The organism is Paenibacillus terrisolis (assembly GCF_056171975.1).
In genome coordinates this window covers 1-12,943 of record NZ_JBKFGG010000050.1, presented here as the reverse complement: position 1 = coordinate 12,943, position 12,943 = coordinate 1, and the positions used below count along the sequence as shown (strand labels likewise).

Sequence of the window (12,943 nt, the reverse complement as noted above, 5' to 3'; positions counted from 1 at the left end):
TTGTCGGATGATATTCTTATTCGCTAGTAGGAGGGAAACATGAAAAAGCAACCCCAAATAACGGAGAAAACAAGACAACAGTTTGTAGAAGTTTTTTGTGAGTTATACAGCCAAAAGCCGATTGAGAAAATTTCCGTTCAGGAAATTGCCAATAAGTCAGGATATAACCGCAGCACCTTTTATCAATACTTTACTGACATTTACGAATTGTTAGACTTTGTTGAAAATGACTTATTGAATGACATGAAAAAAGAATTGGCGAATAAAGAGCTATCGATGCATACGGTTCAAGATACGCTCTATTGTCTGGACAAAAGAGAACATCTCCTGGTTCTTAATGCCCTTCTGGGTGATTATGGAAGTGCCCGTTTTTTAAACCGCTTAAAAAAAGAAATCACTTTGGATCAATTAGAATTAAACGTTCCGCAAAACCATTCCTTAACGCCATACTTTATTGAGTTTTATCTGGCAACGTCCCTTTCGTTATTTCGTCTTTGGATCCAGCGTCAAAAGGATTTATCTTCAGAAGAATTTTTCAAGTTAGTGGAAAACCTATATTCAAGAGGGATTACGCCCTATTGTCAAGAATGAGTCTGTCATTCAAACCGAGCATGTATTGCTTAAAAAATGCCTTATCCTAATCTATCCACTTTATTTACCTAAGCCAATTGCTCAACTAACCTAACCATAAAAAGAGTCCCGATGAATTAAACATCATCGGGACCTTTTATGTCGTTCTCAATGGACTACCCGTCTCTAGGACTAACTATTTTAAAAAGATACTAACTTTGCGCTGTTAAAACACCAATTAAAATGTCTAGATACTAAGTTTATTGTCATCAGACAACTACCGAACAGCTATCTCCCCTCTTACTCCACCGTCACGCTCTTCGCCAGGTTTCTTGGCTTGTCGACGTCGTTGCCGCGGGCCAGGGCTGCGTAGTAAGCGAGCAACTGGAGCGGTACGACGGACAACGCCGGAGTAAGCAGCGGCAGCGTCTTCGGAATGGCGAGCGCTTGATCGACGGATTTCAGCAAACCGGCGACATGCTCTTCGTGCGTGATCGCCATCACGTCAGCGCCGCGGGCTTTCACTTCTTTGATGTTGCTGACGGTTTTCTCGAGCACGGTTTCCTGCGTCGCCAGCGCGATCACCGGAACGCCTTCTTCGATCAGAGCGAGCGTGCCGTGTTTCAATTCACCGGCGGCATAAGCTTCCGAGTGAATGTAGGAGATTTCTTTCAGCTTCAGCGAACCTTCCTGTACGACCGAGTAATCGAGACCGCGGCCGATAAAGAACAGATGCTCGCGATCGGCGATTTGTTCGGCGTAATTTTTGATCACGTCGGCTTGTGCCAGCATGCTTTCCACTTGTTCCGGCAAAGCGTGCATCGCGGCAATGATATGAGCCACTTCGTCTTCGGCCAGTACGCCGCGCACTTGACCCATGTGCAGGCCGAGCAGATAGAAAGCGATCAATTGCGAAGTATACGCTTTGGTCGAAGCAACGGCGATTTCCGGACCTGCCAGCGTGGCGATAACATCGTCCGCGTCGCGGGCAATCGAGCTGCCTACCACATTGGTGATGGCCAGCACATGCGCGCCGTTCGCTTGAGCTTCACGCAGCGCCGCCAGCGTATCCGCCGTTTCGCCGGACTGGCTGACAACGATAACGAGCGTTTCCGGTGTAATCAGCGGCGAGCGGTAGCGATACTCCGAAGCCACGTCGTTCATCACCGGAATGCGTACCAGCTGCTCCAGCGCCGTCCCGCCGACAAGACCGGCGTTATAAGCCGTACCGCAGGCAATCACGTGGATAGCGTTGATGCTGCGGATTTTCTCGTTCGACAGATTCAGTCCAGGGAACACGACTTTACGTCCGCTTTCGTCAATCCGTCCCAGCATCGTATCACGGTATGCTTTTGGCTGCTCGTGGATTTCTTTGAGCATAAAATGATCAAAGCCGCCTTTTTCCGCAGTCACCGCATCCCAGTCGACACGAATCATTTCCCGAGAAATAAAATTCCCCTCAATGGTCATCAATTCGACAGTATCCTTGGTCAGCACCGCCATTTCACCGTCGTTCAAGATATACACATTCCGCGTATAGTTCAAAAGCGCCGGAATGTCGGAGCCGATGAAGTTCTCCCCTTCGCCAATGCCGATGATCAACGGGCTGGCTTGACGAACGGCCACAAGTTTCTCAGGTTCGTACTCGGTCAACACGCCTAGGGCAAAAGCGCCACGCATGTAGCTGATCGCTTTTTGAACCGCTTTGGCGATATCGCCTTTATACTCGCGAGCCACGAGGTGAGAAATGACTTCGGTGTCTGTCTCGGACACGAAAATGTATCCTTGCCCGATCAATTCTTCCTTCAAATCCAGATAATTTTCGATAATGCCGTTGTGAACGACCGAAAATTTCTGGCTGTGGTCGGTATGCGGATGAGAATTGACATCAGATGGTTTGCCGTGCGTTGCCCAGCGAGTATGCCCAATCCCTGCGGAACCTACCAGCGGAGCGTCCTCCAGCTTCGATTCCAGATTGGCCAAACGTCCAAGCGACTTGGCGATTTGAAGACCGTTAGAAGTAAATACAGCAATCCCTGCCGAATCGTATCCGCGATACTCCAGCTTCTTAAGCCCTTCGATCAATACCGTCTGCGTGTCTCTCTTCCCAATATATCCAACAATACCACACATATTTATATATCCCCCGTTCATTTTCTTAAAGTTTGGACGTAAGAAGATGAGCGGAAGATCCTTCGCGCAGTACACAGAGACAGAACTATTCAATTGTGATGAAAAAATCCAACACTACGGTTTTCAACAATGTTTTCATGAATGTCCAAGATACTCCGTCCACCGCGGCTCTTCCGCGTCTCATGCTTACGTACACTCATGAATTGATGTAGACTTTCCTGGTTCATCTGCCCGTAAGGTTTGTGAGAACGGTCGCCCATTCCTTTTGCCATTACGGTTACGGTGCGATGCAGCACCGGGAGGCCCCCGCCGAACATGTTTCGAACACCTCCACCTCGTCAGCTTCGATTTGCCGTCCAGTCCCTAAGTGAATCGGTCCATAGGCTCCGGCTACTCCAGGCCAATGCTCAGCCTGCCTGCAAGCCCGTAGCGGAACATCTTCACTTCTTGACTCCTCGCGCGAAATTGAAGCTCTGGCGCTTAACTTCAGGTATACCATACAACCCTCGCTTTCTTTACTCGAATATGCTTAATTATATGCACCTTCACATCATTTGGCAATGATCAACTTGCTCCGATTGAAGGAAAATGCCGTTTTTCCGCGTGCATAAGAAAACCGCCGGCACAGGTTCTCCTATACCGGCGGCCTATCCCCAGATATTTAACACGACTTTGTGAAGCTTAACGGATTACACCAGTTCTTTCTCAACGACGGACACAATCTGCCCGACGAGCTGCTCAAGCTCCGCTTTATCCGGCCCTTCCGCCATGACGCGAATCAGCGATTCCGTTCCCGACGGGCGCACGAGAACCCGGCCGTTATCGCCTAACTGGCCTTCCACGTCTTTCACTGCGGCCTCGATAGCCGTGTTGCCGGCATATTTGCTCTTGTCCTGCACCCGGACATTCACAAGCACCTGAGGGTATTGCTTCATAACCTTCTTCAGCTCGCTTAACGGCTTGCCGGAAGCCAGTAAGGTATCCACCAGCTGGATCGCCGTAAGAATGCCGTCTCCGGTCGTATTGTAATCGAGGAAAATCACATGGCCGGACTGTTCTCCGCCCAAGTTGTACCCGCCGCGGATCATTTCCGCCATAACGTATCGGTCGCCAACCGCCGTTTGCTGCGTGTTCAGAGCCAGCTTCTTGGTCGCTTTGTAGAAGCCGAAGTTGCTCATCACCGTCGAGACGACCGTGCTGTCCTTCAGTTTGCCGGCCCGGTTCATCGCATCCCCGCAAATGCAAAGAATGTAATCGCCGTCAACCTCATCTCCGTTTTCGTCGATGGCAATAAGTCTGTCCGCGTCACCGTCAAAAGCGAGGCCCAGATCGGCTCCCAGACGAACGACTTCCTCTTTCAACTTCTCGGGATGCGTGGAACCGCAATGATCGTTGATATTCAATCCGTTGGGCTCTGCTCCAAGCGTATGCACCTCGGCACCCAATTCGCGGAACAATTCCGGTCCAAGCTCATAGGCCGCGCCGTTCGCGCAGTCCAGAACGACTTTAAGGCCTTTAAACGAGGCGCTAATGGTCGTTTTCAAATGATCCAGGTATTTATGCTTAGATTCATTATCTACCGTGACGCTGCCCAAACCTGCGCCCACCGGACGCGGCAGTTCGTCGACTTTTTTATCGATCAGTTCTTCGATTTGCAGCTCCGTTTCGTCAGACAGTTTGAACCCGTCGCTGCCGAAAAATTTAATCCCATTATCCTCGACCGGATTATGCGAAGCCGAGATCATGACACCGGCATCCGCCTTAAGCAGACGAGTCAGAAAAGCAACCGCAGGCGTTGTCACAACACCAAGCCGGATTACATCCGCACCGATGGACAGCAAGCCGGCAACCAGTGCCGATTCCAGCATAACGCCGGAAATTCTCGTATCCATACCGATGACGACTTTGGGTTTAGGCGCTTGACCCGCAAGCACGTATCCTCCGCAGCGTCCAATTTGATAAGCAAGCTCTGCCGTTAATTCTTTATTTGCGATGCCTCTTACTCCATCTGTACCAAAATACTTCCCCATGATTCCACTCCTTCAAAAATTGGTGGGTCTTTTGCTGTCTTGTTGCATATCCCCTCTGCATATCGACCACCGTATTGCTTTAGAAAGGAACCTGCTTAGGTTCCTCCGGATGTTGTTTCATCTTTAGTTCCCGTACCGTCATTCGGGGCAGTCGCATCCCCGTCCGCAGGCGGATTCTCCGGCTGAGTCGTGGTCGGATTCACCTTTTGTATAATCTCGACGTCAATGCTTCGGGACTGATCCTGCTCTGATAGTTTAACATAAGTTGGCAGTTTAATATCAAGCGGAATCGTGTGAAGTCCCGGTTCCAGGTTCGCCATATCGGCGGTAACCGTAATATCGCTCGGCGCAAGCTTGTTTAGCAGCTTGGCGGCTCCGATCAAAGTCAGCGAAATACTTTGTTCGGGCGGATCGATAAACTTGACCGTAAATGCCGGATCTTCATTGATCAGCAAAATCGGAAGCTTCTCGATTAGCTTTTGCGTCACGGGTTCGACATTCAGCGTAACCGTAACCGAGGCCGGCTCGATTTTGTCGGAGCCTTCCGGCGGAGTGAGTTCAATCGAATATTTCGACTCCGCGGATCCGTTGAATTTCCCCAAATCCACCGTGATCGGATAAGAGTCGATGCCTACAAGATCATCCTTCTTTCCATAAATAGCGACGCCTTCAACGTCGGTCGATATCCCGGCGAGCGTATATCCCGAAGGCAGCGCTCCGGTTTGGTTAATCACGAGCGGTACGTTCTTATACTGTTCATTAATAGGCACATCCACATCAACTGCGTTAGGCGACAGCTCGGCATTCTCCATTGCCTTGCCCCTTTTATCGTATGCCGTGAGCTTGACGGTTTTGCCTTTGACGGACTCTTTTAGGCCGGCGACATCGATCGTTCCCTGTACTTTATCCAGTTCGGCGAACTCGCTTGCAGGCAAAGTAACCTCAACCAATCCGTCGCCATCGATGATCGGCGTCCCCATCAGCAATCCGGCCGCCGGCTCTCCTTTGGTCACGATGGTCGCGGGAATCTTCCGCGTTTCTTTGGCTTCTATGGTTACTTTTACGATGGACGGATCCATGGAAATGAGTTGAACTCCGGGCGGGAGCTCATGAGTAAGCGGCAAAGTATAAGTTCCGGGTCCCAGATTGTCCAGGTTCAGTTTCACTTTATAATCGGAAAAGTTAGTCGTAATATCGGTGCGTTTTCCTTTCACTTCCAGATTCACCATATCCGGATCCAGGTCATAAAGCACATACTTGCTGTCGTCAAACCCGGTAACCTGGATTTTGACGTTGTCGATAAATTTATTGTTCACCATGGTAGTCGGAGCAACGGGAGTTCCGCTGTCCAAGTGCACCATGGCCCATAAAATGATGCTGAATACCAGCGCGATAACCTTGGCAAAATTGTTGTGAGTCAGCCATTTATCCATTGTTGTCGGCCTCCTTCTTCTTCCAGAAAGGACCGCGTTTGTCCCGCTGGCGTGAATTTGGGCCAAGCTCCTCATACAGCTTGGAAATCAGCGACTCTTCCTTGATGTCGCGAACGACTTGTCCATCAATGGCCAGTGAAATTTGCCCGGTTTCTTCGGAAACGACGATCGATACGGCATCGCCGACCTCGCTAATCCCTATAGCGGCCCGGTGTCTTGTGCCAAGTTCCTTGCTAATGAACGGATTTTCCGACAGCGGCAAATAACAGGCGGCCGCCGATATCCGATTCCCCTGGATAATCACCGCGCCGTCATGAAGCGGCGTATTCGGAATGAAGATGTTGATGAGAAGCTGCGAGCTGATCACCGCCTGCGTCGGAATACCCGATTCGGTGTACTCATTTAGACCCGTATCCCGTTCAAAAACAATTAACGCCCCGATTTTTCTACGTGCTAAATAATTAACCGCCTTAATGATTTCGCCGATAACCTTGCTGAATTCTTCCTCGTCGGCGGAATTCCGCCCGAACAATTTGCCGCGTCCGAGCTGCTCCAGCGCACGTCTAAGCTCCGGCTGAAAAATAATGAATATCGCCAAAACGCCGAAGGTGAACATCTGGTTCATCAGCCACTTCAGCGTATATAAATCGAACCAGGTACTTACCGCCCAAATCACAACGAGCACAAGGATCCCTTTGAGCAGTTGAACCGCCCTTGTCCCCCGCACAAGCAAAATGAGGTGGTAAACGATATAGGTTACGATAAGTATATCGATGATATCCTTGATCGAATCCTGCCATGTTAAGCTTGTAAAATAGTTCATGCTGCAACCCCCGTAAAGCCTCCGGCGGACCAATAGCCGCTAACCGGAAACGTTATGTACCGCAATCATGCTTCTCTCTATATAGTGTCCCTAAACTATAGGTTATAACGTTCACCTGACATATGCAAGCACCCGGTTAAAAATAGGAGCATTCGTATCTCTTAGAAATAATTACCTGTGCAAAAAAAATGAAAATAGCGCCTGATCCCAGAAGGGAGGCGCCATATTTATCGTCTTCCGAACATTCCGCTAATTACCGTAGGCGACTTCCGTAAACGTATTGGTGATCCGGTACCAGATCCAGTCCAGTGCCTGATCGATGCTCTTTACCTCACCGGAGATATGAGCCGTCGATGCCTGATAATAGGATCCGTCAATCACCGTCAGATTGCCTTGAACCTCGCCGTAGATCTCTGCTTTTCCGTTCTCTACGGTCAGGTTGCCGGCAATCTTGGATCCGCTGGGAACCGTCACGGTATCGCCATTGATAATGACCTGATCCAGATTTGCGCCTTTTACGATGAGCTGGTTGTCGCTATCCCAGAGAGAAAGAGCGCTGAACAGCATAACCAGCAGGAACATGGCCGCCGCCGTCAGAGCCGGATGGCGTTTGATCCACTGCAGCCAAGCTTGCTGCTTCGGCTTGATCGGGATTTGACTGATAATCCGGTTCACCAATTCGTCCGGTGCCGATACGGTCGTATGTTTAATGGAGGCAAACAGCATCATTTCCGTTTGCTCCAGTTGTTCAAATTGCATATGGCAAGACGGACATTCCTGAAGATGGCGTTTCAGTTCAGAGGCCTGTTCGCTGGTCAAATCGCCGTCCAAATAATCATGCATCAATGTGGAGGCTTGTTTGCAATCCATATCAGCCAATCCTTTCAGTATCAATCTATGGAAAAGAAAATCCACGGTGCGAAATCGTAATCCTACCATACAATACGTACCTCGAGGCAAAGCGTTTCATTAAAACATTTTGTGCTCGAGTTTTTTGCGCAGGAACTCGCGTCCCCGATGCACGCGCGTCTTTACCGTCGTCACGGGCATATCAAGCACTTCGCTAATCTCCTGCAGCGACATTTCCTGCAAATATCTCAAAATAATGACAGACTTATATTTCGCCGGCAAGCCTGCGATCGCTTGATGAATCAACTGCTGCGTTTCAGACAGGAGATATTCGGTTTCCGGTGTTCGGTCGTCACCCGGGACCAGCGTGTATCCATCCATACCGTCCTGATCGTTCATTTCGGCATCCAGATAATAGCTCGGCTTCCGTTTCCGCAGCCGGTCAATACATAAATTGGTCGCAATCCGATAAATCCAAGTCGAAAATTTCTGTTTATCGTCATAGCGGCTCCAGTTTTTGTACACGCGCAGAAAGGTTTCCTGTACGATATCCTCGGCTTCATGCCGGTTGGACAACATCCGGTAAGCCAAGTGGAATATTTTATCCTTATATAAATCGACCAGTTCGGCAAAAGCACCCTGATCACCCTTACGGGCCAGCTTCACCAGTCTTGCATCAAAATGATCCACCACCATAATTTCCCCCAGCTTCATGGACGGGCCTCATTCTTGCACCCTGCCTGTCCGGTCTTTTGGCTTTCATCTCGTTGCTTGGAGAACGCCGTCTTCGTCCGCAGGCACTTCATTCAAATGTTAATGCATGTTTCTGTAAAATGCAATAGATACAAGGACAAGCCGGTCTCTATGGCGAGGCCGGCTTGTCGATGCCAATCGTATGAAATTGACGAAAGGGTATCAGCCCGTATTCCGGAGCCCTGCGGCAATGCCGTTAATGGTAAGCAGCACTTCCCGCAGTAAAATCGGATCGTCCTGATCCCTCTCGCGAATCGAACGCAGCTCGGAGAGCAGCTGAACCTGCAAATAGCTTAGCGGATCAACGTAAGGATTACGCAAACGAATCGATTCCTGAAGAGCCGGCGCATTGTCAAAGATTTCCGAAACGCCAATGATTTTCAAAACAAGCTCCCTCGTCAGATTGAACTCCTCTTCGATCTGCCCGAACACGCGATTTTTGGCCCCATCATCGGAGCACATTTTCGCGTATTCCCTTGCAATGACCAGATCGGCTTTAATGAGCGCAAACTGCAGCGTATCGATGACCGTTTGGAAAAAGGAGAATTTATGGTACATTTCCTGCAGAACCTTCAGGTTCTCCTCTTTATTCTGATAAAAACTCAATAGTCCCGTTCCTGCCGCATACCAAGCCGGGAACAGATAACGGCTTTGCGTCCAGGCAAAAACCCAAGGAATGGCCCGCAAGTCTTCGAAGCGGTCGCTATTCTTGCGTTTCGACGGACGGGAACCGATATTCAGTTCGCCTACTTCGAGAAGCGGCGTCGATTCCCTGAAAAATTTCAGGAAGTCCGGTTCGCGGAATACCAAGTCCTGATACTTCCTCAAGGAAGCTTCCGAAATGCCGGCCATGATTTCTTCCCATCTCTCTTCATCCGGATTATGGTCCTGATGAAGCTTCGCGTGAATCGCGGCCGTAATCAAGGCGGAAGTGGCTTGTTCCAGGCTTCGATAAGCAATCCCTCGCAGCGAATAACGCGAAGAAATGACTTCACCCTGTTCGGTGATTTTGATGCCGCCGCCGATCGTTTCGGGAGGTTGCACCAAAATGCTGCGATTCAGCGGCATGCCGCCCCGGCCGAGCGCTCCCCCGCGGCCGTGGAAAAATTTCAGCTTCACGCCGTATTGCTTGGCCGCCGCGGTAATTTGCTTAAGCGCTACGCGTAGCTCCCAGTTCGCGGTAACCACGCCGCCGTCCTTATTGCTATCGGAGTAGCCAAGCATGATCTCCTGAAGATCATTCATCGCTGCAACCGACTGCCGATAGATCGGCATGCTGAAAAGCTGATGCATGATTCCCGGCGCGGCATGAAGGTCCTCGATGGTTTCGAACAGCGGAACCGATTGTAAGGTGCAGGTGACCTTACCGTCGATCTCTTTGCGGAACAAACCGACTTCTTTGGAGAACACCATAACCTCCAAAATATCGCTGGCGGCCTCCGTCATACTGATCAGGTAGCTCGTAATGCACTGCGGTCCGTACTCTTTTTGCGCAAGAAATACCGTGCGGTACACCTCAAGGCACTCTTTGGTGCTCTCGCTGTATTCCTGATACGGGGAAGTCAGCGGGCGAGGATCGTTCAGCAGGCGCTCAAGCAGCTTGATTTTCTCCTCTTCCTGGAGCTCGGCGTAATTCGAGACGATATTCATGCTCGCCAAAATTTCCGTCATTGCATTTTCATGCTCTTTGCTATGCTGCCGAATATCCAGGGTCGCTGTATGGAACCCGAACAACTCAACCTGCCGGATCAGCTTATTGATATGCGTATCCGCTACATAATCGGCGTAATGGTGGCGCAAACTGCGGTCGATGATCTTTAAATCTTCGATCAAGCTTTCAACGCTGCTATAACGCTGCGACGTATTTCTTTTCGAATCGTCGAGCATGTTTTGCAGCTTTTCCGTCATATAGGTCAGTTTGATCCGGTAAGGCTCCTTCTCATTGTTCCACTGAGGCGTTTTGTTCAGCGACACCTGCAGCCGGTCCCTCTGAATTGAAGCCTTAAGCTCATCGGTGACGTCCACAATGGACGTGCTGAAGCTCAGATGCTTGAACAGCTCGGATAAAATGCGCTGGTATTCGCGTACGGCCAGTTTACGCTGCATCCGCAGCGTGTCCCAGGTCACATCCGAAGTTACGGACGGATTACCGTCCCGATCCCCACCGATCCATGAACCAAAGCGAAGATATGTCGGCACATGCCAGTGATGCTCAGGGTAGTATTTGGCCAAACATCGCTCCAGTTCTTGATAAACCTCAGGCAGAACATGAAACAAAGTCTCATGAAAATAATACATCCCGTTTCTCACTTCATCGAGTACCGTTGGTTTACGGTCGCGGAGCTCGTCGGTTTGCCACAGTGTGATCACTTCGTTCAGAAGCTTTTCACGCATTTGCTCGCGTTCGCGGAATGTAAGGGTCGGGTTATCAAGCTGCATCACATCGTCGGCAATGCGTTTATGGATATCCAAAATTGCGCGCCGCATGGCTTCCGTCGGATGGGCGGTCATTACGAGCTCAAGCGACATGCCTTGGAGGATTTCCTCAGCCTCCGTATAGGTGAAGCCCTGCTCCTTAAGATCCTTAACGGAAGCTTCGATCGTTCCGACCTGGACGCTTTCTCCGGCGGAGCGCTCATAATCCCGTTTGCGGCGAATGCGGTGGTTCTGCTCGGCAATATTCACCAATTGAAAATAGATGGCAAATGCACGTATAACCTGGTGTCGAATCTCGGGTTCAAGAGAATTAATCATATCTTTAAACTCTTCATGCAGTTCCGGTAAAAAAACAGCCCGCAGCGACTTACTGGCTTCACGAATCTTCTCGACAATATCCAAGAGCTCATTACCGCCTTGATGGACAAGGACCTCTCCTAGAATATTGCCCAAAAAACGGATGTCGCGCCGAAGTAGGTTGTTTGAATTGCTTCTGCCTGCGGTTACCGCTAATTCAGTCATGTTTTTCCCCCATTTCTTCCCTGGTTCCGTCTATCTAGAGCCTTCCTAACATAATACAATAAACTTCCCTGAAAATCTTCACTTTATTTGTAAGCAATCGCAGTTCAAATTCCGCAAAACCACGGATACCAATGGTTTATTATCCATTACACCGTATGATAGAAATTATAGGTACCTGCAATAAAATCTCGTTATAGGGCGAAAACCCAAAACAAACATATACAATTCAACTTATAATTATGCAGTCACTCTAAAAATCGCTTGGAGACCGGCCAATCCCTATCCTCTCACCCTACCACGGTGAAGCAGTAAAATGCAAGAAGAAAAATAATAACGGACACACTCATTTTCTGGAAAGCACATCCGTCTGCAGTAACGAGAAAGGAAAAATTATAACAAAAAACATCATCGGATAGATGATGTTGCGTTATGTATGGAGCGGGTGATGGGAATCGAACCCACGCTACCAGCTTGGAAGGCTGGAGTTCTACCATTGAACTACACCCGCACCTTATAAGAATCGGGACGACACGATTCGAACATGCGACCCCCTGGTCCCAAACCAGGTGCTCTACCAAGCTGAGCTACGTCCCGACGTAAGGTGAAGCTTAAATTTAAAGATGGCGCGCCCTAAGAGATTCGAACTCCTGACCTTTTGATTCGTAGTCAAACGCTCTATCCAGCTGAGCTAAGGGCGCGTATTATGGAGCGGACGACGGGAATCGAACCCGCGACCCTCGCCTTGGCAAGGCGATGCTCTACCGCTGAGCCACGTCCGCAAACATGGTGCGCGTGGAGGGACTTGAACCCCCACGTCAAAGACGCTAGATCCTAAGTCTAGTGCGTCTGCCAATTCCGCCACACGCGCACAATCATACTTCATTTACCTAAGCAATGTCAAGCAACTAATTGCTAAAGGTTAAATGGTGAGCCATGAAGGACTCGAACCTTCGACACCCTGATTAAAAGTCAGGTGCTCTACCAACTGAGCTAATGGCTCTCAATAAAATGGCTGGGGATATAGGATTCGAACCTATGGATGACGGAGTCAAAGTCCGTTGCCTTACCGCTTGGCTAATCCCCAATAATGGAAGAAACAATGGTGGAGGCTGAGGGGTTCGAACCCCCGACCCTCTGCTTGTAAGGCAGATGCTCTCCCAGCTGAGCTAAGCCTCCGTATGTATGGTGACCCGTAGGGGACTCGAACCCCTGTTACCTCCGTGAAAGGGAGGTGTCTTAACCACTTGACCAACGGGCCGTAATACAAAGCTCTCAACCGGGATCGAACCGGTGACCTCATCCTTACCATGGATGCACTCTACCTACTGAGCTATGAGAGCAAGTGGCTCCCCGAACAGGACTCGAACCTGTGACAACTCGATTAACAGTCGAGT

At 49.7% G+C, this 12,943-nt stretch carries 8 protein-coding genes and 10 tRNA genes; 1 reads left to right on the top strand and 17 read right to left on the bottom strand.

Features of this window, described 5'->3' with window-relative positions; translation table 11 throughout:
• The first annotated feature begins 39 nt into the window (after positions 1 to 39).
• A complete protein-coding gene (locus ACI48K_RS24515; RefSeq protein ID WP_475030257.1) occupies positions 40 to 591 on the top strand; it encodes a TetR/AcrR family transcriptional regulator in 552 nt (183 codons plus the stop codon).
• Between the two features lie 279 nt (positions 592 to 870).
• Here the strand turns inward: ACI48K_RS24515 and glmS are convergent, their stop codons facing one another.
• The 17 genes from glmS to ACI48K_RS24430 form a co-directional block, all read right to left on the bottom strand.
• Positions 871 to 2,703, bottom strand: a complete 1,833-nt coding sequence (glmS, locus tag ACI48K_RS24510) for a glutamine--fructose-6-phosphate transaminase (isomerizing) (RefSeq protein ID WP_475030256.1) — start codon at positions 2,701 to 2,703, stop codon at positions 871 to 873.
• A gap of 689 nt (positions 2,704 to 3,392) precedes the next feature.
• Positions 3,393 to 4,733, bottom strand: a complete 1,341-nt coding sequence (gene glmM, locus ACI48K_RS24505; RefSeq protein WP_475030255.1) for a phosphoglucosamine mutase — start codon at positions 4,731 to 4,733, stop codon at positions 3,393 to 3,395.
• A gap of 95 nt (positions 4,734 to 4,828) precedes the next feature.
• Positions 4,829 to 6,166 (bottom strand): CdaR family protein, encoded by a 1,338-nt coding sequence (locus ACI48K_RS24500; RefSeq protein ID WP_475030254.1) that lies wholly within the window; start codon positions 6,164 to 6,166, stop codon positions 4,829 to 4,831.
• On the bottom strand, positions 6,159 to 6,989 hold the full coding sequence (gene cdaA / locus ACI48K_RS24495; RefSeq protein WP_475030253.1) for a diadenylate cyclase CdaA: 831 nt from the start codon (positions 6,987 to 6,989) through the stop codon (positions 6,159 to 6,161). Before cdaA ends, ACI48K_RS24500 begins: the two co-directional genes overlap by 8 nt.
• A gap of 249 nt (positions 6,990 to 7,238) precedes the next feature.
• Complete coding sequence (locus tag ACI48K_RS24490; protein ID WP_475030252.1) at positions 7,239 to 7,859, bottom strand: zf-HC2 domain-containing protein; 621 nt, start codon at positions 7,857 to 7,859, stop codon at positions 7,239 to 7,241.
• Positions 7,860 to 7,958: 99 nt separating this feature from the next.
• A complete protein-coding gene (gene sigW / locus ACI48K_RS24485) occupies positions 7,959 to 8,534 on the bottom strand; it encodes an RNA polymerase sigma factor SigW (RefSeq protein ID WP_475030286.1) in 576 nt (191 codons plus the stop codon).
• Between the two features lie 219 nt (positions 8,535 to 8,753).
• On the bottom strand, positions 8,754 to 11,549 hold the full coding sequence (gene ppc, locus ACI48K_RS24480) for a phosphoenolpyruvate carboxylase (protein WP_475030251.1): 2,796 nt from the start codon (positions 11,547 to 11,549) through the stop codon (positions 8,754 to 8,756).
• A gap of 434 nt (positions 11,550 to 11,983) precedes the next feature.
• A tRNA-Gly gene (locus ACI48K_RS24475) sits at positions 11,984 to 12,057 on the bottom strand.
• Positions 12,058 to 12,069: 12 nt separating this feature from the next.
• Positions 12,070 to 12,143 (bottom strand) — tRNA-Pro (locus ACI48K_RS24470).
• A 27-nt stretch (positions 12,144 to 12,170) separates the two neighbouring features.
• Positions 12,171 to 12,247 (bottom strand) — tRNA-Arg (locus ACI48K_RS24465).
• Between the two features lie 6 nt (positions 12,248 to 12,253).
• Positions 12,254 to 12,328: transfer RNA gene (locus ACI48K_RS24460), tRNA-Gly, on the bottom strand.
• Between the two features lie 5 nt (positions 12,329 to 12,333).
• A tRNA-Leu gene (locus tag ACI48K_RS24455) sits at positions 12,334 to 12,417 on the bottom strand.
• Between the two features lie 56 nt (positions 12,418 to 12,473).
• Positions 12,474 to 12,549: transfer RNA gene (locus ACI48K_RS24450), tRNA-Lys, on the bottom strand.
• 9 nt (positions 12,550 to 12,558) lie between these two features.
• A tRNA-Gln gene (locus ACI48K_RS24445) sits at positions 12,559 to 12,633 on the bottom strand.
• A gap of 16 nt (positions 12,634 to 12,649) precedes the next feature.
• Positions 12,650 to 12,725 (bottom strand) — tRNA-Val (locus ACI48K_RS24440).
• A gap of 7 nt (positions 12,726 to 12,732) precedes the next feature.
• A tRNA-Glu gene (locus tag ACI48K_RS24435) sits at positions 12,733 to 12,807 on the bottom strand.
• Positions 12,808 to 12,816: 9 nt separating this feature from the next.
• Positions 12,817 to 12,889 (bottom strand) — tRNA-Thr (locus tag ACI48K_RS24430).
• Positions 12,890 to 12,943 lie beyond the last annotated feature (54 nt).

Coding starts and splice junctions, on each gene's coding strand:
- ACI48K_RS24515 (WP_475030257.1), top strand. CDS start 40: ATGAAAAAGCAACCCCAAATAACGGAGAAAACAAGACAACAGTTTGTA.
- glmS (WP_475030256.1), bottom strand. CDS start 2,703: ATGTGTGGTATTGTTGGATATATTGGGAAGAGAGACACGCAGACGGTA.
- glmM (WP_475030255.1), bottom strand. CDS start 4,733: ATGGGGAAGTATTTTGGTACAGATGGAGTAAGAGGCATCGCAAATAAA.
- ACI48K_RS24500 (WP_475030254.1), bottom strand. CDS start 6,166: ATGGATAAATGGCTGACTCACAACAATTTTGCCAAGGTTATCGCGCTG.
- cdaA (WP_475030253.1), bottom strand. CDS start 6,989: ATGAACTATTTTACAAGCTTAACATGGCAGGATTCGATCAAGGATATC.
- ACI48K_RS24490 (WP_475030252.1), bottom strand. CDS start 7,859: ATGGATTGCAAACAAGCCTCCACATTGATGCATGATTATTTGGACGGC.
- sigW (WP_475030286.1), bottom strand. CDS start 8,534: ATGGTGGTGGATCATTTTGATGCAAGACTGGTGAAGCTGGCCCGTAAG.
- ppc (WP_475030251.1), bottom strand. CDS start 11,549: ATGACTGAATTAGCGGTAACCGCAGGCAGAAGCAATTCAAACAACCTA.